Source organism: Campylobacter sp. CNRCH_2016_3089 (assembly GCF_025772505.1).
Classification (GTDB): domain Bacteria; phylum Campylobacterota; class Campylobacteria; order Campylobacterales; family Campylobacteraceae; genus Campylobacter_D; species Campylobacter_D lari_D.
The window spans coordinates 1-24,411 of record NZ_JAKMSF010000016.1; the positions used below are offsets into that span (position 1 = coordinate 1).

Annotated in this window: 28 protein-coding genes; 4 read left to right on the forward strand and 24 right to left on the reverse strand. The window is 28.1% G+C overall.

Annotated features, from left to right (window positions below; all coding sequences use genetic code 11):
* Window positions 1-25: 25 nt before the first annotated feature.
* The 13 genes from L8W69_RS08415 to L8W69_RS08475 form a co-directional block, all read right to left on the reverse strand.
* Window positions 26-523: a hypothetical protein gene (locus L8W69_RS08415; protein ID WP_012661553.1), complete on the reverse strand. Its 498-nt coding sequence runs from the start codon at window positions 521-523 to the stop codon at window positions 26-28.
* 1 nt (window position 524) lies between these two features.
* Window positions 525-1,160 carry a DUF4376 domain-containing protein gene (locus tag L8W69_RS08420; RefSeq protein WP_257395772.1) on the reverse strand — a complete coding sequence of 212 codons (636 nt, stop codon included), beginning with the start codon at window positions 1,158-1,160 and terminating at the stop codon, window positions 525-527.
* 9 nt (window positions 1,161-1,169) lie between these two features.
* Window positions 1,170-1,619 (reverse strand): hypothetical protein, encoded by a 450-nt coding sequence (locus L8W69_RS08425; RefSeq protein ID WP_263666908.1) that lies wholly within the window; start codon window positions 1,617-1,619, stop codon window positions 1,170-1,172.
* A 1-nt stretch (window position 1,620) separates the two neighbouring features.
* Complete coding sequence (locus L8W69_RS08430) at window positions 1,621-2,157, reverse strand: hypothetical protein (RefSeq protein WP_263666910.1); 537 nt, start codon at window positions 2,155-2,157, stop codon at window positions 1,621-1,623.
* Complete coding sequence (locus L8W69_RS08435; protein WP_263666911.1) at window positions 2,102-3,214, reverse strand: hypothetical protein; 1,113 nt, start codon at window positions 3,212-3,214, stop codon at window positions 2,102-2,104. Before L8W69_RS08435 ends, L8W69_RS08430 begins: the two co-directional genes overlap by 56 nt.
* Window positions 3,214-3,825 carry a hypothetical protein gene (locus tag L8W69_RS08440; RefSeq protein ID WP_257395770.1) on the reverse strand — a complete coding sequence of 204 codons (612 nt, stop codon included), beginning with the start codon at window positions 3,823-3,825 and terminating at the stop codon, window positions 3,214-3,216. The genes L8W69_RS08435 and L8W69_RS08440 overlap by 1 nt, the downstream gene beginning before the upstream one ends.
* Window positions 3,812-4,138, reverse strand: a complete 327-nt coding sequence (locus L8W69_RS08445; protein WP_263666912.1) for a head-tail adaptor protein — start codon at window positions 4,136-4,138, stop codon at window positions 3,812-3,814. The genes L8W69_RS08440 and L8W69_RS08445 overlap by 14 nt, the downstream gene beginning before the upstream one ends.
* Before the next feature lie 9 nt (window positions 4,139-4,147).
* On the reverse strand, window positions 4,148-4,585 hold the full coding sequence (locus L8W69_RS08450) for a head-tail connector protein (RefSeq protein ID WP_263666913.1): 438 nt from the start codon (window positions 4,583-4,585) through the stop codon (window positions 4,148-4,150).
* Complete coding sequence (locus L8W69_RS08455; protein WP_263666914.1) at window positions 4,582-4,884, reverse strand: hypothetical protein; 303 nt, start codon at window positions 4,882-4,884, stop codon at window positions 4,582-4,584. Before L8W69_RS08455 ends, L8W69_RS08450 begins: the two co-directional genes overlap by 4 nt.
* Before the next feature lie 10 nt (window positions 4,885-4,894).
* Window positions 4,895-6,055 carry a phage major capsid protein gene (locus L8W69_RS08460; protein ID WP_012661561.1) on the reverse strand — a complete coding sequence of 387 codons (1,161 nt, stop codon included), beginning with the start codon at window positions 6,053-6,055 and terminating at the stop codon, window positions 4,895-4,897.
* 10 nt (window positions 6,056-6,065) lie between these two features.
* Window positions 6,066-6,617, reverse strand: a complete 552-nt coding sequence (locus L8W69_RS08465) for an HK97 family phage prohead protease (protein ID WP_214098822.1) — start codon at window positions 6,615-6,617, stop codon at window positions 6,066-6,068.
* A gap of 81 nt (window positions 6,618-6,698) precedes the next feature.
* The gene (locus tag L8W69_RS08470; RefSeq protein ID WP_263666915.1) at window positions 6,699-7,568 is read right to left on the reverse strand and encodes a hypothetical protein; all 870 of its coding nucleotides are present in this window, start codon (window positions 7,566-7,568) and stop codon (window positions 6,699-6,701) included.
* A complete protein-coding gene (locus L8W69_RS08475; RefSeq protein ID WP_263666916.1) occupies window positions 7,565-12,805 on the reverse strand; it encodes a hypothetical protein in 5,241 nt (1,746 codons plus the stop codon). Before L8W69_RS08475 ends, L8W69_RS08470 begins: the two co-directional genes overlap by 4 nt.
* Window positions 12,806-12,861: 56 nt before the next feature.
* Here L8W69_RS08475 and L8W69_RS08480 point away from each other — a divergent pair, with 56 nt between their 5' ends.
* The gene (locus L8W69_RS08480) at window positions 12,862-13,185 is read left to right on the forward strand and encodes a hypothetical protein (RefSeq protein ID WP_066006897.1); all 324 of its coding nucleotides are present in this window, start codon (window positions 12,862-12,864) and stop codon (window positions 13,183-13,185) included.
* Here L8W69_RS08480 and L8W69_RS08485 read toward each other — a convergent pair.
* The 7 genes from L8W69_RS08485 to L8W69_RS08515 all read right to left on the reverse strand — a co-directional run bounded on the left by L8W69_RS08485 (window position 13,177) and on the right by L8W69_RS08515 (window position 17,724).
* On the reverse strand, window positions 13,177-13,395 hold the full coding sequence (locus L8W69_RS08485; protein ID WP_214126405.1) for a hypothetical protein: 219 nt from the start codon (window positions 13,393-13,395) through the stop codon (window positions 13,177-13,179). The two genes, L8W69_RS08480 and L8W69_RS08485, sit on opposite strands and share 9 nt — an antisense overlap.
* 80 nt (window positions 13,396-13,475) lie before the next feature.
* A complete protein-coding gene (locus L8W69_RS08490) occupies window positions 13,476-13,847 on the reverse strand; it encodes a DNA repair protein (protein WP_139493091.1) in 372 nt (123 codons plus the stop codon).
* Window positions 13,844-14,818, reverse strand: coding sequence for a hypothetical protein (locus L8W69_RS08495; protein ID WP_220568433.1), 975 nt, complete (start codon window positions 14,816-14,818; stop codon window positions 13,844-13,846). Before L8W69_RS08495 ends, L8W69_RS08490 begins: the two co-directional genes overlap by 4 nt.
* A gap of 63 nt (window positions 14,819-14,881) precedes the next feature.
* Window positions 14,882-15,232: a hypothetical protein gene (locus tag L8W69_RS08500; RefSeq protein WP_257942466.1), complete on the reverse strand. Its 351-nt coding sequence runs from the start codon at window positions 15,230-15,232 to the stop codon at window positions 14,882-14,884.
* On the reverse strand, window positions 15,233-15,757 hold the full coding sequence (locus tag L8W69_RS08505) for an HK97 gp10 family phage protein (RefSeq protein WP_257942465.1): 525 nt from the start codon (window positions 15,755-15,757) through the stop codon (window positions 15,233-15,235).
* Window positions 15,745-16,914 carry a phage portal protein gene (locus L8W69_RS08510; protein ID WP_263666919.1) on the reverse strand — a complete coding sequence of 390 codons (1,170 nt, stop codon included), beginning with the start codon at window positions 16,912-16,914 and terminating at the stop codon, window positions 15,745-15,747. The genes L8W69_RS08505 and L8W69_RS08510 overlap by 13 nt, the downstream gene beginning before the upstream one ends.
* A gap of 78 nt (window positions 16,915-16,992) precedes the next feature.
* On the reverse strand, window positions 16,993-17,724 hold the full coding sequence (locus L8W69_RS08515; RefSeq protein ID WP_257399145.1) for a Rha family transcriptional regulator: 732 nt from the start codon (window positions 17,722-17,724) through the stop codon (window positions 16,993-16,995).
* 412 nt (window positions 17,725-18,136) lie between these two features.
* Between L8W69_RS08515 and L8W69_RS08520 the strand changes: the two genes are divergently transcribed.
* The 3 genes from L8W69_RS08520 to L8W69_RS08530 all read left to right on the forward strand — a co-directional run bounded on the left by L8W69_RS08520 (window position 18,137) and on the right by L8W69_RS08530 (window position 20,797).
* Window positions 18,137-18,943, forward strand: coding sequence for a hypothetical protein (locus tag L8W69_RS08520; protein ID WP_263666920.1), 807 nt, complete (start codon window positions 18,137-18,139; stop codon window positions 18,941-18,943).
* Between the two features lie 172 nt (window positions 18,944-19,115).
* Window positions 19,116-20,276, forward strand: a complete 1,161-nt coding sequence (locus tag L8W69_RS08525) for an ATP-binding protein (RefSeq protein ID WP_263666921.1) — start codon at window positions 19,116-19,118, stop codon at window positions 20,274-20,276.
* Entirely contained in the window at window positions 20,273-20,797 is a 525-nt protein-coding gene (locus L8W69_RS08530) for a hypothetical protein (RefSeq protein ID WP_263666922.1), read from the forward strand. Before L8W69_RS08525 ends, L8W69_RS08530 begins: the two co-directional genes overlap by 4 nt.
* A gap of 9 nt (window positions 20,798-20,806) precedes the next feature.
* Here L8W69_RS08530 and L8W69_RS08535 read toward each other — a convergent pair whose 3' ends face one another.
* From L8W69_RS08535 to L8W69_RS08550, 4 genes are all read right to left on the reverse strand, one after another.
* Window positions 20,807-22,438 carry a terminase large subunit gene (locus L8W69_RS08535; RefSeq protein ID WP_012661576.1) on the reverse strand — a complete coding sequence of 544 codons (1,632 nt, stop codon included), beginning with the start codon at window positions 22,436-22,438 and terminating at the stop codon, window positions 20,807-20,809.
* Window positions 22,431-23,066, reverse strand: a complete 636-nt coding sequence (locus tag L8W69_RS08540) for a P27 family phage terminase small subunit (protein WP_263666924.1) — start codon at window positions 23,064-23,066, stop codon at window positions 22,431-22,433. The genes L8W69_RS08535 and L8W69_RS08540 overlap by 8 nt, the downstream gene beginning before the upstream one ends.
* Window positions 23,067-23,309: 243 nt before the next feature.
* Complete coding sequence (locus L8W69_RS08545) at window positions 23,310-23,660, reverse strand: HNH endonuclease (protein ID WP_066006913.1); 351 nt, start codon at window positions 23,658-23,660, stop codon at window positions 23,310-23,312.
* Complete coding sequence (locus tag L8W69_RS08550) at window positions 23,657-23,935, reverse strand: hypothetical protein (protein WP_012661579.1); 279 nt, start codon at window positions 23,933-23,935, stop codon at window positions 23,657-23,659. Before L8W69_RS08550 ends, L8W69_RS08545 begins: the two co-directional genes overlap by 4 nt.
* Window positions 23,936-24,411: the final 476 nt, after the last annotated feature.

A 24,411-nucleotide genomic window follows, 5' to 3' on the forward strand; every position in this document is an offset into this window, starting at 1 on the left:
ACCAAAAGGTTTAACTATAACTCTTTTAAGTGTTTTTCTTATCATCTTGCCTACCCTTTTCTTCTTCTTTTATATAAGTATTTGTTTTTAAAAAACCGCTTGAAAAATTCTTTATTTTCTCAACTGCAATATTGTAAATGTCTACTTCAGCTATTGCCTTTCTTGTTTTTATACATTGAATATTAATCATTACAGAAAGGATTTCTCCTAAAATCAAGAAGCTAAAACTATAATCTACAAAATAATATAAAGCATCTATTTGCTTTGCACCCAAAGCAAACATAAAAGGTATTCCTAACATTAAAAACTTTGACAAAAGATCAGAAAAGGTATAAACTTTAGTACTCTCATTTAAAGCTAAAGTTCTGCAAAAACCTACTATTGCTGAAAATATAAAAATAATAAACAAAGTAAAAGCTTGAGCTTCTTTAATACCAGTATATGCTAAAAACTGAAAGAAAAAAGCTAAGATAAAAGAACCTCCAAATAAAGCTATATTGGCTGAATTTTCTAAATGCGACACATTAATCCTCCCAAACAATAGCTTCTAAATCTTGTTCAGATTCAGCTTGTTCTATTCTTTCTTTTAAAATATTTGCTTTAAAGGTAATTTCTTGGGTATGAAAAGCTACCATTGAAGCAAATTTTAAAAAATCTTGTGGTGTAAAAGTTACTTTTTCGTCATTTACATCAATCCAAATGATTTCAGAAATTGAGTTAGTTCCACTTTGCATATCAAGCATTAAATTAGTTACAGCTCCATTGATATTAAGCTTGTCTTTTTCTCTTGTTTGGAAAGCATGCTCATTATAAATAAGTCCGCCTTCTAAAGCTTCATCTCTTTTAGCTCTTATTTCATCAAGCTTGATTGTTTTTAGTTCTTCTAAGCTTTTTTGGCGTACTTCGTATTTTATATGAAAGATATTACTTAGCTCATCAAATTCTTCTTTTCTAACAAGCTCTTGGCTTTTTTCATCAAAACTTGGCAATTCTTGCTCACTCACTCTAGCAAAACCAAGAGCTTTAAGCTCATCATCATTTAATTTACTTAAAAAATAAGTATCTTCTCCTTCTAATTCTTCCTCATCTACTTTAATAATAACTTTTTTTAAATACACATCTTCATTAAAAAAAGCCTTATCATCTATCTTGTAAAACATCTTTCCTCCTTAGTTATAATAAAATGTCAAGTTTCCACGACATTGCAAAATACAATCGCTAGTATTCCACCCTGCTTGTGCGTTGTGACTACCTGTTTGATATGAAGAAAATCTAATTTTATTTGAGTTTATAGCTCCAAATTTTATTTTTGCTTTCACTGGTATTTTTTTATTAGCTGTGTATGATCTTGATGGACCATAAAAACGATGCGAATTAGCATAATTATTCCAAGTTATATCAATAGAATTTGCTGAAGTTTTATTATTCATGTTGTTTGCAGTCCAAACTTCTCCTACAACTAAAACTTCTTTATTTGCTAAATTAGCAGGCACAACATATTCATTAGGTCTTACTAGATTATTTAAACTAAACATATAATTATAATTAGCCACGCCTCCGCCAAGTTCTGGAGGTAAATTAACTTGAAATATTGAATTTGCAAGCATTAGAGTATTCATATTAAGACCTTACTAATCTGATGTTATTTGCTGCTATGCAAAAATAAGCAAAGGTCTCAGTTCCACTAAAACCACTTTGTGCTATTCTAAATTTAAATGGTGCTTTAAAAGATTTTATGTTTTGACAATTATTTATGGTTATGGTTCCACTTTTACCTGCCCCACCCCAATTAGCTATACCCAACTCTGTATTTGCATTTGCTGTTAAAATAAAATGTTGAGCTTGTCTTAAGTCTATGTTTGTTGAACCTACTGTTCCTAAATTTTTAATACCACCACCATAATCTACATACCACTTTCTAGCTAAATGATTATCAGCTGTTGGATTAACTGCACAATTTGGAATAAGCTTAAAAGTAGTATTTCCATTTAAATTAGTAGTTCCATTTGCCGTTAAAGCACCACTTAAAGTTATATTTCCGTTTATTGTCTTGTTTCCTTCTATAGAAACTTTTGTTTTCAAAGCCTCATCTAACATTTTTTTATTTACAAGTCTTTTTTCTTCTAATATAGCCTCCAATTCCTCTTTTTTTTTCATCTAAATCTTTTTGAATTTGATTAATCTCTTCTTCAAGTCTTGCTTTTTCTTCTTCTAAAGAAGATACATCGCCAGGTGGAACTTTGTTAAGCTCTTCTTGAATTTGATTTTTTATATTTTCTAATTCATCTTTTTTACTATTTAATTCTTGTTCTTTTTCTAATACTTCATTCTCATGTTTTTCTTGAACATCATCTTTATTTTGCAAATCACCAAGCAAAGAAAGTATATATTTAATATTTTCATCTTTTTGATCAACCCAAATATATGGCTCTATCTTTAAATCATGCTTTAAAATCCAAGCATTATCATCTGTTGTTCTTATATGTATAAAATACTCTCCGGTGCTTTGCTTTTTCCAAATATCACCTAAATTAGCCTCACTTGGTTCTTCTTCGCTGGTGTGAGTTGGAATATAAACACTTGGATTTTCAGGACTTGTCCAAGTTTTACCGCTACTAGTTTGTACATATACAAAATATTCTCCGGTGCTTTGCTTTTTCCAAATATCACCTAAATTAGCCTCACTTGGTTCTTCTTCGCTGATAAAAGCAGGTTTTAATTCTTTTGGCAAAGCAGGATTAACCCAAGCTTTATTATCTAAAACTTTCTCACAAACATAAATCTCCCCTTGCATAATGTTTTCATCATCAAGAGGTTTAAACCAAACACTTCCTTCTTTTTTTTGACTTGGTGGTGTTTTTTGAATAAAGTTTATTGTCGGATTTTGTAAAAATTGCAATATTTGTGCTGTTGATTTTTTAAACCATACTTGGTTTAATTTAGGATTAACCGGCTCATTATCACTACTTGCAAAATCAAAAGGATAAACCACTTGCTTATAAAGTTCTTCAAGAATTTCAAGCTTTTCTTTGCTTAAAGCTTCATAAGAAGCTATAGCTTCTTTTACCTTTTCTTCAAATTTATCAATATGTTCTAATATATGTTCATCTATTTTTTCTTTGCTATTGTACAAGTATTCTCTTATAGCTATGATATCTTTACTTGCTTGTTCTAAAATTGTATAAAGCATAAGAGGTGTAGGCTTTTGATTCATTATTCTTCTCCTTTAAAAATTTGATTTATTTCATTTTGCATATTAAGCAGATCTAATAAGTCTTTTAAAATTTTTATAGTATGTTTAGTATCTTCTTTGTTGTTTAAAACTTCAATGATTAATTGCTCATTGTTAGGTATTTCTTTTTGGCTAAGCTTTATCATATTGCTTTCCCATAAAAAACGCTCAATAGAAATATTATGAGCTAAAGATTGACTTAAAGCAGTGTAATCAGCCCCTAAGTAATTATCATTTATTCTTTCTATAATTTCAAAACCCTTTTCATCTATCAAACTTAGCAATTCTTCTGTTTTATTTTGTGTATGTAAAAATAAGGCTTGCTCTAATTCTTTTGCATATTTTAAGAGTTTTAATTTTTCTTCATTTGCCTCTAAATCAATCTCTTCTAGTTTTAAGTTTATAAAAGACACCAATTCATCTGATTTTTGAGAAATAAATTCACTAAGCTCATTAATTTCTTTTGACAAGCTATTTAATTCTTTTCCAAAAGGGTTTAAAGATCTTACAAAGGCATCTGCTTGCTTATCGAAATCTATAGGATTTTCTAAATCTGGTGGTGATGGTAATTGACTGATTTTAGTTGTAATCATCTATTTTTCTCGCTTTTATTTTTAAAAATCTTTTACTCATACCCTCATCTTGTATGCTTAAAATTTCATATCTATCACCTTCAAACTCGATCAGATAAGACATGTCAAGCTCTAAAAATCTAACTTCGAACTCGCAAAAAGAAGTTTTGTTTGTTATGTTGCCTTGTTCTTTATTTTCAACGATTAAATTTTTACAACTTGCAAATATTTCTTTTATAAAAACTACCTCATCATAATCTAGCTCTTGAAATTCATTTTTACTTTGCATTTTTTTATATATTTTTAAACGATGTCTAAGTTCTTTTGCTTTCATTTAAAAACCTTAGAAGAAGGATATTTTATATCTATTGATAAGAGCTTTACTTATATTAGGAAAACTTGTGTTTTCAAAAGCGTGCAAACAATAGTTTTTAAGCCAAAGTTTTATATCTTCTGGAAGCTCTTCATAACCTAAATTAACAATCATTCTTCCACTACCTTCACAATACAAAACATTGGAATTTGTTTTAAATTCTGCTTTGAATTGTGCATTCTCTAAAGAATTAAATGGGGCTAACACAACTCTTTCATTGAAAAAAGATATTTCATAATTATTCTCAACCAATATGCGATTAGTTCTGTTTTCAAATTCTGTTATGGCAGCTTTTAAAGACTGCTTTATGCTTTCATCAAAAACTTCACTATCTATTCTTAGAAATTCTCTTAATTCTTTTATGTTTATAAGAGTTTTTTCAGGTGCATTTAATTCTTTAATAATCATTTTTTGCCCTTACCTTTTTGTTTTTGCTGAGCTTCATCTACTTGTTCATCTACTTGTTCATCTACTTGTTCATCTACTTGTTCATCTACTTGTTCATCTACTTGTTCATCTACTTGTTCATCTACTTGTTCATCTACTTGTTCATCTACTTGTTCATCTACTTGCTCTTGCTCTATAAGTATCTTTACAATATTTCTCTTTTGAAGTCGTAGAGCTTCTTTATCATTAAGCTCTACCACATCACCTTTTCTATAAAAAACATCACCACTTAAACAAAATAAAAATTCAACTTTTTTCATGACTTAGACTTTAAGAAGGAGTTACTATTTTACAAACTGCTTCATCTGTGATTAATTTAGCATCAAGTCTTGATCTAACTTTAATTCCAACTAAATCATTTTGAGCATACAATTCATTTAATCTCGTAAAACTCATAGTTTCTCTATCCCAAATTTCATAAAAACTAAAATCACCGAAGATAGCAGGAATTTTATTAGCACCAAAACCATCTAATGAAGAACAATATATTACTTTTTTACCTAAAATAGTGTCATATCCACCAGAACTAAGCGCTGGCATCCATAAAGGTCTACCATCTCCATCGACTAATTTATAAAGAGCTTTCATAAAATCATCCCCAACAAGCCAGCATGCATTAGATCTATATGCACTTTTTAATGTAAAAAATGCATCAATTACATCATTGCTTGTAATGCCACTATTACTTGCTAATTCATATTTTGTTTTTGTATTTACAATACCTGTTGGTTTTTTATTTCCATCGCCTTTTATAAATGCTTCTTCCTCTGCTTGTGCAATTTTTTCAGCACTCTTTCTAATTAAAAAACTTTCTAAATTTGAGATATTATCATTTAGTAATTCTTCACTAATTTTAATAATACCTCCCAATTTGTATGCTCCAATAGTTAATTTTGAAAAAGAAGCACTTGCCTCATTAAAACTAGCCATTTCATCAATCCAACCAAAACCACTTATATCTTCAAGTATAGGTATATCTTGATTTGTGGATGATTTTTGCACAGTAGCTATTTTCCTAATTACACTAAGATCTGTCAATTTTGATCTAATTTTTGATTGTAATGTTGTAGGAACTAAAACACCGCCTTTATCACCTGAAGCTTCGTTTAATGCATCTCTTTGCAAGGATGTGTCTATAACTCCACTTCTTAAGTATTTAACAAAAGATCTCATAGAGTCTCTTTCTTCTTCTTTTTGTGGATGTGGATTTTGTTCTAATCTTATACTTGTAACTTCATTTAAAAATTTTTCTCTTTTTTGCTCTTCTTCAAGTCTTAAAAGCTCGCTGCGTTTGCTTTCAAAATCTTTAAGCATTTCATTATATTTTTGTTCTTCATCTGTGCTAAATGCTCTTTTTTCATTTTTTGCTTTATTAGAAAGCTCTAACATCTGCTTATGTAAAGCACCTATTTCTTCTCTTATTTTTTGCATTATCTCTCCTTTAAAGTGTTTTAATCATAAGCTCTAACTCGCGTTCTCTTGCTTGAGCTAAAGCTTTAGCTTCTTTTTGTGTTTGCTCATCAAAAAAGCGTTTTTTTGCATTTTTATCTGCACCTTTCCAAACAGCACTAAGTTCAAAAATTTCAAACTCATTTACAAGTACTTTCTTGGGATTGCTGTCTTTATCTATAGTTTGTTTTAAGATTTTATATCCGATAGATACATCACTTAAAATTCCATCTTTGTATTTTTTAAAAATATTTTGACTTCTCTCATCTTTTGCAAAAATACAGTCACAAACTAATTCGTTATTTTCAACTCTTATATTCTCAATTTTTGCTATAGCATTATCTACGCTCGGATTATGGTCTGTAAAAAGCGTTCTTAATTCGTTATATCTTGCACCTGAGATATCTAATTCCTCAAGGTATTCACCCATATCCCAATCCCAACGCTTACAAGCATTAGAATTTGAAATCATGACAAAACTTAATATATTATTATCACTGTCTATATTTCTTATTTTTGCAGTATCTGATCTAACAAAGTTCATATTTTTCCTTAAAATATGTTTTGTATAGATTTTATAAATTTTTTGAGGCGTTTAAATGCGTGTTAGCTTGATATAAAAATTTTATATCAAACCTTGTATATTTAATTTAATTTGTAAAAAGTCATAGTCTTCAATAGGAGCTGAATAATCTTTTAAAATACCAAAAGTGGTCAGTTTTTTAAACCCATTTTCACTTTCATCTGCAATAAATAGTGTCTTTTTATTATAAATGCTTTCAATTAAATCATCATAGTAATCAAAATAAGCTTTTTCTAAGGCAACTATAAATTCTAAAAATTTCGCTTTTTTACCATCTACTACAGTAGTATGTCCCCATTCATTTGTGTTTGTTTTAGAATAATTAAGATAAGTAAGATTAGCAGGGTGTATAGTAATACCTAATTTTTCTTTTTTACCCAAAAGTATATGTCCAACATTAGCAATATCATTTAGAGCATAGAATGTTATTTTTATTTTAGAATTAATGGGATATTTAAAAAATATAAAATCATCTTTGTTGATTTTAAATCTACCAAAAAAATATTCCCACCATGTGCGAGATTTTCTGTAAAATAGTGATTTTTCATAAATAACCCTTTTATCCAATGTTTGTATTTTAATCTTGGATAAATTGGCATTTAATACAGCTAAGGCATCAAAACTTTCTTTAACATCTATAATAACACTCCAAGTTTTATTGTCTTTACTTTGCGTATTTACCTCATCATCAAAACATGCATTTTCATTTGTAGGACGCATTTTTACCCATTTATCGAAATAAACATCTGGTTCTTCATGTTTGTCTTCATCGCTAGCACTTTTATAAATATATCCCTTAAAAGAAACCTCATCGTTGATCTTATATGTTTTATCTTTATCCCAAATAGCTGTATTATCTTTGCTTATGGTATTTTGCTCTATGATAAACTCCAAAGGTCTTACTATAATCATTTCTCAATCCTTTCTACAATTTCTCTTGTTTGTTTTGTAAGAATTGACATATCCATACAAAGTCTTTTAATGCCTTTATCTACATTGTCTACTTTTGTAATTAATCCATCAAATTTAGAATTTAATTGCTTAAAGCCATTATCTATACCTTTAGAAAGAGCTGTTTCTAATCTTTCAAATATATTAGAAACATCAACCTTTAATCCCTTACCATCTTTTAACGGAATAACTGCCTCAGGATATCCATTTTCTCCTATAATAGCATTTGTTTTTTGTGTTATTATTCCACCATCTGCAAAAGCGAGCGCTTTTTTATTAGGGTTTTTTATTTCTTGATTTAATTCACTATCTACTTTATTAGAATTGTTTTGATACGCAAGCAAAGCATATTTTAAATTTTCTATAGCAGCCACACTTAAAGTACTACCATTTTTTAATTCTTTAATCATACCTTCTAAGTATTTTGCTATAGGTGAATCTTTTCCAAGATACTTAATCATTTCCTGAACTTCTTTTTGGCTTTGCTCTAAAAGAGTTTCTCTATATTTTTTTAATTCTTCTAAAGTCATAGAAGATGTATCTTTTATAGTTTCTTGAAGTTTTTCATTTAATTTTTCATTTTCTAATGTGATTTTGGCAATCTCATCTTGTATTGTATTTAAATCAGCTTCACCTCCTAAATCCTTCATATCATTAGCCATTTTTAACATTTGAAATTGATATTCTTCATAAGATGATGAATTTCTTAAGTCATTTGCTTTGGCACTTGCTGCCTGCTTTAGTTCTTCAAAGGAAGATGAATTAAAATTATTATTTTTAAAATCATCGCTAGCTTTTTTTAGTAATTTTTCATAGTTTTTACTTATCATTTGAGGTGTTTGAATAGTTTGCTTAATCAAATTATCACTAAAGCTAGCAAGAGATGATAAAATATTTTTTTGATTGTTTAAATTTTCTAAAAGTTTATTGTTTTCATTAATTTTAATTTTGGCATATTCTTTTGAATTCTCATCTTCATATGCTTTTATAAGCTCATCAACCTTAGCTAACTCATTCAAATGCTCTGATGAAAAAACTAAACCACCTTGCTCTTTCATTATTTGTTCAAAGGAAGTGATAATGGCTATTAATTGTTTTCTAAGTTCAGTATTACCAGTGCTTAAAAAATCATTTATTCCTTCATATCCAAGCTCTAACAACTTATCATTAGCACTAAAAATATCTTTAAAAATATCTTTAAAAATATCTTGTTCTTCTTTACTTAGATCATCTTTTAATCCACCCATTATAGTAGCATACTGATTAAGCAAATCATTAACTTTAAAAACACTAGTATCCAATCCATTAACACCTGCAAAACTTTGATTTATCTGCATTAATTCACTTGTTTTATTAATAATGGTTTGCAAGATGTTATTTACTTGCTCATTTGCACTTGCTAAAGCTTGTAATAATTGCTCCCAAGCTTCTACATTTTCAGTTGAGAAATCATTTCTTAAGCTTTCATTATAAGCCTCATTAAGTTTATCTAGTGAAATTTGTGAAATATTTTTAAATTCATCTTCTTTTAACCCTAAGATATCAAAACCACCACTTACATTTCTAATGGCAGTTTTTAGTGCATACATGGTATCATCTAGAGTAATTTTTGCCACCTTCACAGGATCATTTTTATATATTTGACTTAAAATATTACTTTGCATACTCATAAACTGACCAAATTGCTTAGAAAGTTGCTGTGCATAAGATATATTTGCTTCTTTAGCAGCTTGCTGTATGGCTTTGATTTGTTCGTTAATTAATTCATTATCATCAGTATTTAAAAAACTTTTTAATAAAGCATTTGGAACGGCTGTATCTATAAGAGAATTGCCACTATATTTCCCTGCGTTTATTTCGTATTTGTCTAAATTTGCCCCTAACCTTTCTAATAATGCATATTGATTATCCAAAAATAGATTAAGTTCTTTTATCTTTCTATCATTTATATTTTGATATTCAGTCCAACTTTTTTTACTAAACCACCCTTTCTTTTGATAATCAATATAGCTTTGCAAATTTCCTTGTGAAAAATGATCTTTAAAATTTATATCTTGCCAAAGTCTTAGACCACTTCCGGTAGCTTTAGTTTTTCCAAAAATTCCACCTATAACACTACCTAAAAGACCACCTACCAAAGTACCTATACCAGGTGCTATTAAAGAACCCAAAACTCCTCCTATAGCACCACCACTTCCAGCATGAGTATCAGCTTTAAATAACATATCTCCAAGCTTTTCTATACCATAACCCAAAAGACCACCACTTAATGCATTAGTAGCTAAACCACCAACAAAACCCAAAGTAGAACCAATACCACCGGCTAAAGCTCCATTTATACCACCAATACCTAAAGAACTCCATAAAGCACCAGAACTAAAAGAAGTTAAAGCAGTCCCTCCAAAAAAACTACCAAGATATGCACTTCCTAAACTTAAAATATTGCTTCCTAGTGTTCCTATATTTTTTATTAAATTAGAAAAATTTTGAAACACAGAAGTAAAACTATCACCAATACTGCTAAAATTAAAACTGCTAAAACTTTGTATTTTTTCAAATGTAGAGCCACTTAAAATACCTTCTAATGCATTAAATCCACTTAGCACATTAGATACACCATTTAACACATCTTGTCCTTTTTTAACCTCTCCATTAGAAGATATAATAACTTCTTTACCATCTATAACACCGGTAAAATTTCCATTATTATCTTTTTTTAAACCTAAATCTTGAGAAATTAAACTAATATTTTGATAAGAATTGTTCGCACCCATTAATGAATTTGTAAAAATGCCTGATATTGATCCGCTAATAGAACTAATAGCAGGTGATAGCATATCCATAGCTAAAGATTTGCCTAAACCTATGAATAATTCTTTTAAATTTTTTATTTTTCCTTCTATAAAATCAAAAAAACGACTTTCTATGGTTCTTTGCATATTTGCTATCATCTTAAGATAATCATTTTCTACATTTTTAAATGTTTTTGATGCATTTTTTTCTACATTTAGAAAAGCTTCTTTTTGCGTCTTTATAAGTTTTTGGAGATCTTCTTTATCTAAAATATCTACAAATTTCTCTCTTAATTCTATTTCTTTCAAAGCCCAAGCTTCTTGTTTTTTACCAACACTTTCATAAAATTCAAGCATTAAACTCTTATAGGATTGAAATTCTTTTTCACTCTCTTTTAAATCAAGATCTACAATCATTTCTTCTTTAGCTTTTTGTATAGTTTTACTATCAAAACCTATTTCTTTGAAATGTTTTAATTTTTCATTGATAGATTCCAAGCTTTTTTCATACTCACTCATAGTGATTTGTGAAAGTTCTTTGAGTGCTTGATTTTGCTCTTTTATGATTTGAGTATGCTTTTCTTGAGCAAGTTTTGCTTTTTCTTCTTGATCTAGTATTCTTTTAACCTCATCAGCTTTAACAGCATGAGCTAATGCATTAGATATAATGTTTACCTGCTCTACTAAAGCATTATTTTGCTCCCAATTATTAATACTGACAAGTTCTAATAATTTTTTATTTAAATCATCTAAAGCTTTGTTTGTTTTTTCTAACTCTTGGCTTTCTATTTTTGGAATTTGAATTTTTGTTATTAATTCAACTGCATCCTTTAACTCCTTATTGAGCTTTTCAACACTCTTTAGTTTTATCTCCTCTTTTGCATTTTGCTTAATTTTATCATCTAAAAATGCTATTTTTTGAGCAATATTTGCTATCTCTCTTGCATCTTCAACACTTTGTTCTCTAATAGCCCCCATAAAAGAAAAATCTATTTTTTGTAGATAAGAGATTGCTTTTTTATAATCATCTCCTATGATTTCAAATGAATATTCTTTTAAAAAATTTCCTATTGTGTTTTGAAAGCTTCCAATATCTGATATACTTTCCAACTCTTTTTCTAATTGCTCTTTTTGTTTTTTCAAATCTTCTATATCTAAAATTTCAATTTTTCTTTTAAAAGAAGAATTTAACTTTTCTGTTTTCTCATACGCTTTATCTAAAGCATCTTCTATAGCAAACAACCTTTCTATTAAAACTAAAGGTATAGCATTCTTGGCAACATTTGATAACGCTTTAAATCCCCTAGATAAAACAATAGTTCTTTTATTTATTTCATTTATACTTTGAGTATTAGAAAGCAACCCAACTCTTTGTAGATATAAAGCATTTTTAGTATCTAGTATCGAAGCTTTTAGTTCTAAAAATCCTTTAGATAAAATCGGAGCTATTTTAGAGTATGCCTTTAAGCTAGCAAAAGCCAAAGAAACATTAATAAGTATAGGTGTTAAACTCTGAAAAGTTTTAATAAAACTAGAAATACTATCTTTATTTTCTTCCATGTAAATATTTAGCTTTAACAAGCTTTCATTTACACTTTCAAATATAGGCTTACTCAACTCTCTTTTTAATTTATCTATATTTGACTTTAGAAGTCTAACATTATCCTCATATCCTCCAAGAGCTAGCTGAGCAACCTTAACATTTTCACTTGTTTTTTGAATAATTAAATTATATAGATTACCACTTGCATTAGCTTCTTTAATAGCTTCGTTAGTAAGTCCGATTTGTTTTAAAAACCTACCAAGATCAGAACTTGATAATACAGCTCCATCTCCAAGACCATCTATTGTCATTTTCAGCTGTTCTACTCCAAGACCTGATATTTTAAGAGTTTGCATTAAATTTTCAAAAGATTTTATACTTTCATCAAAATTCATATTTTTTGAAGCACCTGCATAAAAACTAGAAAAAATATCCGCTAAATCTGATACAGCATATCCTGACTTAGCAGATAAATTATTAAACTGCTCTAGTGTTTTAGCACTTTGTTTTAATGACAATTGATATTTTTCTTGTATATTTAGTGTCTTACCAAAAGATGTAACATTGGATGAATTTACAGCTATTAAGGAAGCTATATTCTTCTTTGTTTTTTCATATTGAGCATTTAATTCTATAAAAGATTTGGCATAATTACTCACGCTATCAAACATAGCTTTATAACCATGATAGCTTTGTACAAAATGTGCATTCATATCTAGTATCGCTTTAGATAGACCCAAAAAGCTTTCTTTGGTATCTTTTGTTTTTTGATTTAGATTAACAAAGCTTTGGTTTAACTTATTAACACTAACCACTCCTTTATTTGTATCAACACTTATACCAACTTTTACATTTTTTGCCACTTTAATTTCCTTTTATATATAATTTAGCTAGAATGAAAACAAAAAAAGGTATTAGAATGTTTTTTTACTCTTATGAGCCACTTACTTTTATAACTTTGCTGTTTTTGCTTGTGGTGTTTTTTATGGCTAAAACTAAGAGTAAAAAAGAATTTCAAGAAAAGATTATTGATGAAGAACTTGCTAGCTTTACTAAAGCTGTTGATATTTTTCTTAAAGAAAACAAACCACAAAAAGCTCTGCTTAGTGCAAAAGCTATGCAATTTGGTATAAAAAACAATCTTTTTAATCACGATATAAAAGTTCAGTTTTGTCAAATTTTGCAAGAAAACCCAAATGAAAAAGAATTTATCGTGGAGATTGATCATAGTTTATTATCCTAAAAGTTCTAAAAAATCTAAACCTAATTTTTTTAAATCTATATTTTGATTTGTATTAGCACTTTGCTTAATTGATGGCTTCAAATGCTCACTTAGTAAAAAATCTTCACATTTGTTTTTAACTCCCATAAAAGATGCAATCATACTAAGCAAAATGCTGATTTGTATTTCATTTCTATCACAAGCTAAAGGCTCATTAGACAAAAACTCCATCCACTCATTAAATTCTGCTTGGGTAATGCTTTGCTCTAGTTCGCCTATTGTTTTTCCTAATGCAAGGGCTAGGCGATATTTTAATCGCCCTTGCTCTCTTGCTTTGGGACTTCTACACTAAAGGTTAAAATTTCATCAGCTATTTTAGAAATAACAGCAAGTGCGGCTTGATTAAGCTGTGTAATTTCTTTTTTACTTAATCTTGGTTCTACAAGTCCTTTTAAGACAACTTCGGTTCTAAAATTAGAGTTGTTGCTTATAGCTTCTATATTGATTTCATTAATATCATCACCTTCTTTACTATCTTTTTTAAACTCTATTTTATGATTTTTCATAAGCTCATATTGCTCTAACATAGAAAGTTGTTTTATGGTTATTTTTTCATCAATGCCATCAATATTAATTTCCTTTGTTTTAAGAGAATTGTTTTGTAAAAAATCTTTTAAATTCATTTTTTTCTTCCTTTTTGTGTAAATTTGTTAATGTTGAATTCTTCTTCAGTGGCAGATGAAGCCACACCACTGCTTCCATCGCATGTGTATTTTTTTCTTATATCTTTATTTGCTGGATATGTAAGAGATAAAGGATTTGGATAAAAATAAATTGTCTTGCCTTTTAATTCTTCATAAGTTTGACCTTGAGTTGGCTCATTTTTGATTTCATGAATGATGTTTTCATCATCTTCTTTTACCCATTTATCCTCATGTTCTTGCTCACTATCTATAAATTCTTTACTTTCATTAAAAATCTGCTTATTAGCATATGGACACACACCTCTAACGCTATCAAAGATATATACAAGTCTTTCATCATTAGTTTGTGGCGTTTTTAGTGTGCTTGGATTTGGATAGTAATAGATCGTTTTTGATTTTTTATCCGCATAAACATCACCTACATTTAACGCATCGCTAGTATGCTCTATATTATCTCCTTCTTCAAATCTAAAAGGAGTGATGTCTTTTGCTTCTCCTATTTTTTCTGCTGTAATATTTGCGCTAAATTTATTATTAGCTTCGCTGGTAACTTCAAAACCCGTTATTTTCATTTTGATTTTTAAAGTTGTTTTTCTTTCATCATTAACCTCAACAATAATAAAAACTTCTTCATTTTCTTCAAAAGCCTTTTCAAGATAATTTACACCTTCAAAATCTTGCGTTTTTCCATCTTTTACAAATTTATAAAGCAAAGACATATTCACAGTGGCACTTGTTTTTTTACCTACTGCATTTATTTCTTCATAATCTCTGTCATTAATTGGGCTTAATTTTTGACTTTCCCTACTTCCTCCTTTAAGTCCTGAAATGCTAGTTAAAAAACCTGCTTGTACTGGTGTAGATCCGGCTGTTTCCATAGCACGAGATAAAACTAATACTCTAAGACCTTGAACATCTGGTGCTTCTGAAATTATTTTTTCTTTTGGCATTGGTTCTCCTTGCAATAAAATACAAATAGATTTTAAGAAAACTTTGAGGCGTTAGAAAGCGTATTAAAATTTAAAAGTTAAAAACATATTACTTTGAAAAAAACCATTTTCTTCATCTTCTCCGGCTATGAGTATATCTGTTGGCTTTTTATCTATACTAAACAATAAATTTTCCAAATCTTCTTTTATATTTCTTAACTTTTGATACTTTTTGCTATATATGGTAAGGGATATTTCTATTTCTTTTACTAATAATTTATTATCAATACTTAAAACTATTTCTTCATTGCTTATTTCATAAACTATAAAATTTTCTTTACTTTCTATAGTTGCTTTTATAGGATAAATATCTAGTTTTAATTCATTTTCTAAATTTTGTAGAAAGCGGACTAAAAATTCTTTGTACATTTTCATTTAAAACCCTAATTTTTTTAATTCTTTTTCTAATTCGTTTTGAACTAAAATATCTGCCTTTGGTTCTATTTTTTTTGTAGCATTTTCCATAGTTTTATATCCTTTTACAAAACTTGTTTTACCTTTTTTGTTTTTTCCTCCTCTATGCCAAAATCCATGCTCTAAAAAATGTGCATAATAAGCACTAGAAAAATACTCTATTTTATTTTTCTTTTCATTCTTTTTCTCTAAAGTCCATTTTTTAAAACCTTTTAGTTTTTCATATCTTTTTTGGCTTACTTTTTTCTTTTTAAATACAACAGCAGCTGCCCTATAAACACCTTTTTCTAAATTTCTACTTGTAACAGCCCTAACACTTGATCTTAAAAGACCACTTTCTTTAGGTGCTGTTTTTTTATAAACCTTAGCTATTTCCTTGCTTACACTCATAGCGCCTTTTCTAGCAGCTTTTGATAATGATGAATTACTCAGTGTGTTTAAATCTTTCATTAATTCTACAAGACCTTCTACTTCTATTTCTCCCAAACCTCATCCTTTAGTGCATTTAACTTTCCTAAATTTAATGCTATAAGATGTTCATTTCCATTGCTAATTGGGTTCATCTCCTCTAACGCCCTAACCTCATTAATACTCATAACTCCATTGTTTAAAGCTTTTGTATAGCTTTCCCATCTTGAAGCACTATCAGCTCTTAAAATAGCATTGATATTAAATTTAAAATAATATTTTCCCCATTCGCTTTTAGTAAGCAAAAAGCGATTAAATGCTTGTTCTATTTTTGTAGTAAGAGGCGTGATTGTTTGAACCATGTAGTTTGTTTCTTGTTGTTCTATGTTAGAAAATGTTGCTCTAGAAAGATCTCCTAGCTTATGCGGGGGTATGTTAAATAATCTTGCAATTTCTATAATCTGAAATTGTTTGCTTTCTATAAATTGACTATCTTTATTTGCGCTTGTAGTTTGAGTAAATGTAGAGCCACTTTCTAAAATGGATATGTTATAAGCTTTCTTTTGACTATAGTTTTCTTTAAATGATTTTTTCAATCTATCATATGCTTGATCACTAAGCTCATTTGGAACAGTAATAACACCGCTTGTAAAAGCACCATTTTGAAAAAAGCTAAGTCCATGTTGCTCTATGGCTGTATCTAACTTTGCTGTGGTTTTACTTTTTCTTAAAGGTGCTATTCCATTGACACCATCTTTTGTGTGGTATGGAACATTGACTATTTCATCATAGCTTAAAACAACACTGCCATTGCTAGAGTATGCACTATAAAAGTATTTTCCACTTTGTTTAAACAATGAAATATCTTTGTTTTCTATAAGTTCTATGGAGCAAATTTGCCCATTTCTTTTTCGCATAGGATATAAAAAACCATTTCCATAAATAAGCATTTGCACCATAAAAGCTTCTATAAGTGTAAATGGTGTCATGGTTTCATTTGGTGCAATTTTTATAAGATCAAACAAAGGATGATTAGTGGCTAACATAGAGCCATTTTTTTCTTTTTTGTATAGATTTAATGGCAAAGAAGCTATAGTTTCGCTTATGTTTGATATAGCTGCAATTACAGCAGAAAGCTCATCAGAATTTACCTTTTCTCCTGAAAGGAACTCTAAGGTATGATAATCTTGATTTCTTTTTTGTGTTTTAAAAAATGATTTTATTTTATCTAGCATTCAAAGCCTCGTTTTTTTAAGTATTTTAAAAAAACTTTGAGGCGTTAGAATGCGTATTTGGTATTTTAGACTATAAAATTATCTAAAATATGGATTGTTTATATAAACTTTTTGGTAATAATCATAGTTTTGATAGTATTGTAATTTTTCTTTTAACTTAGAACAAACTTGTTTGTAAATTAAAAAATCATTTTCTTTGTCTAGTTGATAAAAATTTCTTGATATAGTTTGGGCAAACAAGGAAAAACCATTTTTGTTTATAATAACAGCTTCATAATCTCTAGCTAGAAATTTTCTAAGTTCCAAAAACTCTTCATTGCTAAGCTTTCTTTTAAAGCTTAACTCGTTTTTATGCTCTAAATCGCATTTTAAAGCTTTAATCTCATTTTCATACTTTTTCTTCTGCTGTACTAGTTGAGATTTATAACCTAAGCTTTGTCTAAAAGCTAGTTTTTGCATGTTTTCTTGCTCTAAGTTTTTTAAGCATTTTTCCATTTCATTAAAAGCTTTGATAAACTCGATTTTCCATTTGTAAGCTTTTTCGCCTGTAAAACCCATAACAAGTAAAGAAAAACCATCTCGAGTGATTTTGTAGCAAGGTAAAACTCTACCCGTGCTATCAGTATATTTACTCGGCTCAAAATTGAGCTTAGTAAAATTATCCTTTGGAAATTCATTTATTTTGCGTATAATATTCTTGTGGTTTTTATTAAATACTTCAGCCACACTTAAAGAAGTGCAAGTAACTTGGTCGGCTCCTTGCACTTCCAACTCTACATTTTGTCCATTTATAACAACTAAATTATTCATCTTTTATCCTTTTTTCAAGTTTATTAATGCGTATTTCGCACACTCCTACCCAAGCAGCTAAAATAATAATAAGTATAAAATTAAAATCCATTTTTAAACCTTTTTTTGATATAATTTGTTTCAAAGATGAAAACCCCCTCGCACTGGGGGTTACTTTAGCTTGTTAAAAGCTTAAGTAAAGCTACAATATAAAATATTGTTTGTAAGATTAGTGCGAGTAATCTTAGCTTTTTCATCTTTTACTCCTTTCTTTTTGATTTATTTTTACTTATTAGGTAAAAACATAGCATTATTATATACTTTTTTGATATTATTGTCAATATTTTTTACTTTTTTAATAAGTATTTTTATTTATACACACTTTTTAAGTATATTTTGGTATAATTATGATAATAAAATTTAAGGACAATTTATGCTAAAAAAAGAGTTTGATGAAAAAATCAAAAGTCTAGGACTTACAAGACAAGATTTTTGCAATATAACCGGTTTAGCTTATAGTAGTGTGAGTAATTGGAATGATAATAATAAGCCCATTCCTATTTGGGTTGACAGTTGGCTTAAAAATTACGAACAGCAAAAAAGCTTCGATCGTCTTATAAATGAAGTAGAAAAATACACAATAAAAGAAATAAAAATGAATGATATAAAAGAGTTTTTGAAGCAAAAATATTTAATGTCAGCTTTTAAAAAGCCCGAAGATTGTTTAAAACTAAGCTATCAATATCATCAAGTAAAAGTTAATATTTATTTTGATTATTATAAAAATACTTTCAATTTATTCCTTGTGCTAAGTTATGAAAAATCTTATTATTTCACACCGCTTAATATTGATAATTTGATAGTAAAAAATCCTTATTTAAATGATCTCCCAAAAGAAATATTAAGACAGATATTGGAAAATGGTAATCTAAAAGATTTTTATGATAATATGAAAAAACATATGATAGATAATGATATTCAAAAAAGCAATTATAAAGATCATGAATTTGAGAATGGTTTGAAGTTTAATAAAAATAACGATAAAAATCCTTTTTTTCTGTGTTTAAGAAAAACACCTATGTCTGAAAATCATTTAAATTTTTTAAATACTCAATTTAATATTTCAAAATATATTTTGCAAAAAATAAGAGCAAAGGGATACACTATAGTAACTACTGCAGATTTTTCAAAAAGAAAATCTCTTACTTTGATTTTAAATGAATGTGATATAAAACTTTAGCTTTTTCTAATTTTTTAGAAAAAGGCTACTATTACCATATCAGATAAGCTTAAAAATCTATCATTAGATGAAATTTCAAAATCTATAAAACCTTTTATAAAGTAGGTATAGGATATAAATAGGAATATTTTTTGCTTTAAATTATTATAAAAAATAAATGGTAAAATATATTATGATGAAAAAACTTAAAATTAAAAATTTTGGTCCTATAAAAGATATCAATATAGAAATTAAACCTTTTACCATTCTAATAGGAAAAAGTGGATCTGGTAAAAGTATTTTAATGAAATTAATATATAGTTTTGATATTATAATAAACAATCTAACTCTTCTAATAAACAATAAACAATATAGTGAAAATATATTCGGTGAGAATAAAATCGAATTTGATTTAAATGAAATTGGTCGTATCTTTAATATATGCGAAATTGATGATTTTTTTAATAATGATACCGAAATTATATACACTTCAATAAATAACACTATCGAGGTGCAAAACAACAAAGTAGTAATATTTTACAATACCCAAATAGTATCTGAACAAGTTTTTATTTCGGATTTACGCTATATTATACCAGACATTCTCAGTTATAATTTTGATAGAAGCATTCGTATATCTGAAATTTTAAACAATACAATGGAATATTTTTTGAGAGGTTTAAAATTTAATGATAATTCCTATAAATTGGAAATGTTCAATATAGAACTTCTTCAAAAATTAAATAAGGTCACAAATGATTTTTTACTACAAACAAAAGATTATACAATTAATTATAAAAATGCATCATCAGGGGTTAAATCAGCATCTATAATAGAAGTTATTATATCTTATTTATTAAAAGAAACATCTCAAGAAAGAAAGATTAATCTAGATATACCGTCTAAACCACAAGCACAACAAACAAATATTTTTATTGAAGAACCAGAATTAAGCTTATTCCCTGAACATCAAAAAGAAATTTTACATTTTATTTTAAAATCATTTTTATCACATACACTAGAAGAAACTGAAATAAAATATAACAAATTAAACTTTATAATATCAACACATAGTCCTTTTATACTCTATTATCTATCTAACATACTAACTGGAATACAACTGCACAAACAAGAAAACTTATTTACAATGGGTAAAATAGAAAAAATCATACCAAAAGAATTACTTCGATTAGATATAAATGATATAGAAATATATAAATTAGAAGAAGGAACTATTGCTTCTATTCTTGATAAAAAAGAGTATTTTATTAACACTCAAGAAATGGATAAAACAGCAGAAATACTTTCTAACGATTACACTGATTTATTAAATCTACAAAATGAGGATTTATGAATCAAGAGCAAACAACACGAGATTTATCATGGCTTAAAGAATTTGAAAATCATTATATAGGTCCATACACCAAAGAAAGAAATGGTATTTTAACTTGTTCTGAAAAAGGTAAAATATTCTCTTTAAACATACTTGCTGAAGATATTTCAATGTTCAAAATCAAACTAGATAAAGGTTATTTTTCAGAACAAAGCACACATAAAAAATGTGATTATATGGCTGTAGATGAAATAAAAAACATTACAATATTTATCGAATTAAAAGGCAAAGAATTAGATTGTGCTTATCAGCAAATATTAACTACAGTAGATGAATTGCAAAAAAAAGGTTTAATTTTTAAGAAAAAATATTGTTCTGCTATTACCAGCAAAAGAAAACACGTAATTTCAAATTCAGCATCAGTAAAAGCTTTAATGAAACAAATTTCTAATAAAGGAATAACCATACTTAACACTACAAACATAATTTCTAAGTATAATTTAATCAAAGAAAATACACAATACATAATCAAACAAATATAATAACCATTTTTACAAACTCCTAATACCCCGTTTTTCATAAACACTTTCTTGAGGTTTTGCAAAGGTATTTTTAGTCGCTATGGCAGTTACTAAAGCTGAAATTGCATCTATTCTTTCACTTGATTTTTTCTTATCAGGTTTTATATTTTCTCTTGCATCTTTATCTATTACCAAATTATTATTACACCATCTAAAAATAGGATTTGCATTGTGGTTTATAGTTTGTTTTAATACTCTTATTTGATACTCTTTTAGCGGTTCGCTTATACTTGCAAAACCTTGTCTAATTTGTACGCATTCTAAGTTTTCTTCACTAAGTTTTTTGGCTACTTCAGTACTATTCCAAGGATCATAACCTATCATTTTGATATTAAGTGTTTTACTAAAACAAATAATATCTTCTATCAATATATCATAATCTACACTATTACCTGGTGTTAAAGTCAGATATCCAAGTCTAGCCCATTCTAAATATGGAACCTTATCTCTTCTACTTCTTTGCTCAGCGCACAGTCTAGGTGCATAAAATTTAAAATCAACATGTAAAATTTTATCAATTTCGCAGATTATAGCTAGTGCAGTCAAATCTGTCGTAGCTGAAAGATCTATTCCCATAAAAACATCAGAAGTTAAATTTATTTTTCCAAGATTACACTTCATAAAATCATCATCTTTTACAAAAGCACCAGCATTTGAAGTCCATATGTTTAAATGCTTTGTCTTAAAACTAACCTCATCGTTTGCATTTGATTTTGCTTTTTCAAAATATTCTCTTAATTTTTCTATCTTAACTCCATACCCTAAAGCAGGATTTACTTTAGCCCACACTTTTTCATCATGCCAATCATCATCTTCATTTGGTTCGTAAATTTTAGAGTATGTAGAAGGATCATTTATAATACCACAAGCAACCTTTTTACAATAATCATATTGTTTTTTCATCTCTGAATTTTGGTTATAACCTGCTGTCGATATTACTATACAAAGAGAATTAGAACGACTTGCCGTTCCTTCTTCTAAGACCTTGTATAATTTTCCATCTTTTGCAGCATGAAGCTCATCGTAAATAAAAACATAAGGTCTTAATCCATCTTTAGTTTCACTAGTAGCTGTCAAAACCTTTATAAAATCTTCAAACTTTGTATTTTTTTTACGAATTTCCCTATAAGTCTTATATTGATAGCACATATCATTCAAATGCTTTTCTTGACTTATCATAGATGAAGCTGCATTAAAAACTAACTTTGCTTGTTCAGTTTCATTTGCAGCACAATATATTTTCTTTCCTTTTTCTTTATCCACAAAAAGAAAGTAAAGCAAAATAGCTCCTATAAGCTCTGTTTTGCCGTTTTTTCGCGGAATAAATAATAATGCGTAAGAATACCTCCTAGCATTTTTTTCTTTTGAATATGTAGCAATAATGTCTATTATAAACTCTATTTGAAAATTTAAAAGAGCAAATGGCTTTCCTGCTAATTCTCCATCGGTATGTTTTAATAAAGATACAAAAACAACTGCGTTTAAGGCTATTTTTTCATCTATATAAAATGGAGAATTTTGAAATTCTTCGTTTTTTATTTTGATATATTTTTTAGCATAATTTAAAATATCTTCTCTAGATCTTAACTTGATATCATTCATCTTCTTTCCCCAATAAAACATCAAAAGGAGAGCTTTCTTTTTTCTCTTTTGGATTTACTCTTGTTCTACTTGGAGCACCGATGCCTAAAATTTTAGCCAAGCCTATTACATTTTTAGTTAGAGAGTTAAAAGCAACTAGCTCGGGAGTGATAATCTGCACTCCTTTATCACTTGTAGTGCAAAAACCTTTTTTCTCTACCTCTTTGCTTGAGCATTCTAGTAAAATAAGATTTTTAGCATATACTTTAATAATATCATCTTCAAGATCATCATAAATTCCTAAATTAATTAAGTCGTTTTTTACTTTTTGAGCCAATTCTTGCTCTATTGTTGGAAAATTTAAGCTAATTTCACTTATTTCTTTGTTTTTAACAATTTGCTTGTTTTTTGGTTTTTCTTTTATAATACTTTCATCTATAAAAAGTGCTATTTCATTTTGCTTTGAGTTATGGTGATTGTCATCTTGTCTTTTTTTAGCTAACTTTAGTATTTCTTCTTTTGGGTAAGGTTTAGCTTTTCCTCTTAAAACCTTAACTCCATTTTTCTTTAAATATCTACTCAAATACTCTTTAGAATTAATATTTAGTATTTGCAAAACCTCATCACAACTTAAAAATTCTTTTTGCATTAACACCTTTCTTTTTAGTGATTTTACACAAAACATAAGGCGTTAAAGTGCGTATTAGTTAATTGGGCGTTAAACATAAGGAAAACATGCAAAAGAAATTAAAACACAAGCCCCAATTATTCATATTTTAAACTTGGTATTTATTGGTTAATTAGTTAGTCAATTACACACGCAATAAAAAAAATAGCTCGCATTTTTTCGCGACTAGCCGGTCGGTGACCAGAATATCGATTTTATAGAGATTTAACCCCCTACCCCTTTTAATTCTTCTTTGGTTTTTTTATTGTGACAAGTCATACATAAGCTTTGCAAATTTGTTACATTTAGTTTTTCTCCACCTTGTCTTATAGGGATAACATGATCAACAATTTTTGCAAATCTTCCACATTTAAAACAAAATGGATTGTCATTAATAAAACTAGAACGTAATTTCTTCCACTCTACACTATGATAAAAACTAGAGCTATCTCTATCTCTTTTGAAAGCATCATAGTGTTTATTTTGATTTCTAACAGTTGTTATCTTACACTCAGAACACTTACTCAAATGCGAGAGTATCTTCTTTCCGCATTTGCAAAATTTATACGTATTCATCTTTTATAAAAACCTATTTCGGTTTTCTTTGTAAGCGATACTTTAAATTCATATTCAAAATCATCATAAGCCTTAATAGCATAACAACTATAGCCAGCTTCAATTATCTTCATAAACCATTCAGGTAGCAAAATAAAGAAATTTCCACCAACTCTTTTAACTTTAAAACCACTTTTAATATCATTAACATTTCTATGAAAATTATCATATAATCCAAGATTATTTATAAAAATCTTTGCAGGTACAGCATTATTAATTATTTCATTTTTAAACATTTTTCTACTCTTATCAAATTAAAGCAAAAAAATAAGTGAAGTTCCTTATATTTTGTATTTTATCATAATTTCACATAAAAATAAAAAATACATAAGTTTGGAATGTTATTTGCTCTTACTAAGATACTAAATAGCAAAAAGTATTTATATCTTTTCTCCGCAATAAACAACCAAATAAAAGCTATTGCTCTTATTAAACATATGGCTTTTAATCGGAGCATTAGTCGACATCGTATTAATTTTAATCGGAAATATAAAAAATATACTAATATTGACTTTAATCGGATTAAAAGAAACCGTTGCTGTGCATATATTGAATTGTAAAGTAATGGGTTACTCAGTGGGTTACTAATAGAATAAAATATATCTAAAAATAGATATCAAATGAAATTTTTTAGTAGCCGACCTCGGGCACCATTTGTTTTTTACTCCCAAATGTTATTTTTTGGCAAATTATATTCAAAATATTAAAAAAG

What these genes read in the sequence shown, in the direction of transcription:
- L8W69_RS08420 (WP_257395772.1), bottom strand. Translation starts at nt 1,160, where the DNA reads ATGTTTTACAAGATAGATGATAAGGCTTTTTTTAATGAAGATGTGTAT.
- L8W69_RS08425 (WP_263666908.1), bottom strand. Translation starts at nt 1,619, where the DNA reads ATGAATACTCTAATGCTTGCAAATTCAATATTTCAAGTTAATTTACCT.
- L8W69_RS08430 (WP_263666910.1), bottom strand. Translation starts at nt 2,157, where the DNA reads ATGAAAAAAAAAGAGGAATTGGAGGCTATATTAGAAGAAAAAAGACTT.
- L8W69_RS08435 (WP_263666911.1), bottom strand. Translation starts at nt 3,214, where the DNA reads ATGAATCAAAAGCCTACACCTCTTATGCTTTATACAATTTTAGAACAA.
- L8W69_RS08440 (WP_257395770.1), bottom strand. Translation starts at nt 3,825, where the DNA reads ATGATTACAACTAAAATCAGTCAATTACCATCACCACCAGATTTAGAA.
- L8W69_RS08445 (WP_263666912.1), bottom strand. Translation starts at nt 4,138, where the DNA reads ATGAAAGCAAAAGAACTTAGACATCGTTTAAAAATATATAAAAAAATG.
- L8W69_RS08450 (WP_263666913.1), bottom strand. Translation starts at nt 4,585, where the DNA reads ATGATTATTAAAGAATTAAATGCACCTGAAAAAACTCTTATAAACATA.
- L8W69_RS08455 (WP_263666914.1), bottom strand. Translation starts at nt 4,884, where the DNA reads ATGAAAAAAGTTGAATTTTTATTTTGTTTAAGTGGTGATGTTTTTTAT.
- L8W69_RS08460 (WP_012661561.1), bottom strand. Translation starts at nt 6,055, where the DNA reads ATGCAAAAAATAAGAGAAGAAATAGGTGCTTTACATAAGCAGATGTTA.
- L8W69_RS08465 (WP_214098822.1), bottom strand. Translation starts at nt 6,617, where the DNA reads ATGAACTTTGTTAGATCAGATACTGCAAAAATAAGAAATATAGACAGT.
- L8W69_RS08470 (WP_263666915.1), bottom strand. Translation starts at nt 7,568, where the DNA reads ATGATTATAGTAAGACCTTTGGAGTTTATCATAGAGCAAAATACCATA.
- L8W69_RS08480 (WP_066006897.1), top strand. Translation starts at nt 12,862, where the DNA reads ATGTTTTTTTACTCTTATGAGCCACTTACTTTTATAACTTTGCTGTTT.
- L8W69_RS08485 (WP_214126405.1), bottom strand. Translation starts at nt 13,395, where the DNA reads ATGGAGTTTTTGTCTAATGAGCCTTTAGCTTGTGATAGAAATGAAATA.
- L8W69_RS08490 (WP_139493091.1), bottom strand. Translation starts at nt 13,847, where the DNA reads ATGAATTTAAAAGATTTTTTACAAAACAATTCTCTTAAAACAAAGGAA.
- L8W69_RS08495 (WP_220568433.1), bottom strand. Translation starts at nt 14,818, where the DNA reads ATGCCAAAAGAAAAAATAATTTCAGAAGCACCAGATGTTCAAGGTCTT.
- L8W69_RS08500 (WP_257942466.1), bottom strand. Translation starts at nt 15,232, where the DNA reads ATGAAAATGTACAAAGAATTTTTAGTCCGCTTTCTACAAAATTTAGAA.
- L8W69_RS08510 (WP_263666919.1), bottom strand. Translation starts at nt 16,914, where the DNA reads ATGCTAGATAAAATAAAATCATTTTTTAAAACACAAAAAAGAAATCAA.
- L8W69_RS08515 (WP_257399145.1), bottom strand. Translation starts at nt 17,724, where the DNA reads ATGAATAATTTAGTTGTTATAAATGGACAAAATGTAGAGTTGGAAGTG.
- L8W69_RS08520 (WP_263666920.1), top strand. Translation starts at nt 18,137, where the DNA reads ATGCTAAAAAAAGAGTTTGATGAAAAAATCAAAAGTCTAGGACTTACA.
- L8W69_RS08525 (WP_263666921.1), top strand. Translation starts at nt 19,116, where the DNA reads ATGATGAAAAAACTTAAAATTAAAAATTTTGGTCCTATAAAAGATATC.
- L8W69_RS08530 (WP_263666922.1), top strand. Translation starts at nt 20,273, where the DNA reads ATGAATCAAGAGCAAACAACACGAGATTTATCATGGCTTAAAGAATTT.
- L8W69_RS08535 (WP_012661576.1), bottom strand. Translation starts at nt 22,438, where the DNA reads ATGAATGATATCAAGTTAAGATCTAGAGAAGATATTTTAAATTATGCT.
- L8W69_RS08540 (WP_263666924.1), bottom strand. Translation starts at nt 23,066, where the DNA reads ATGCAAAAAGAATTTTTAAGTTGTGATGAGGTTTTGCAAATACTAAAT.
- L8W69_RS08545 (WP_066006913.1), bottom strand. Translation starts at nt 23,660, where the DNA reads ATGAATACGTATAAATTTTGCAAATGCGGAAAGAAGATACTCTCGCAT.
- L8W69_RS08550 (WP_012661579.1), bottom strand. Translation starts at nt 23,935, where the DNA reads ATGTTTAAAAATGAAATAATTAATAATGCTGTACCTGCAAAGATTTTT.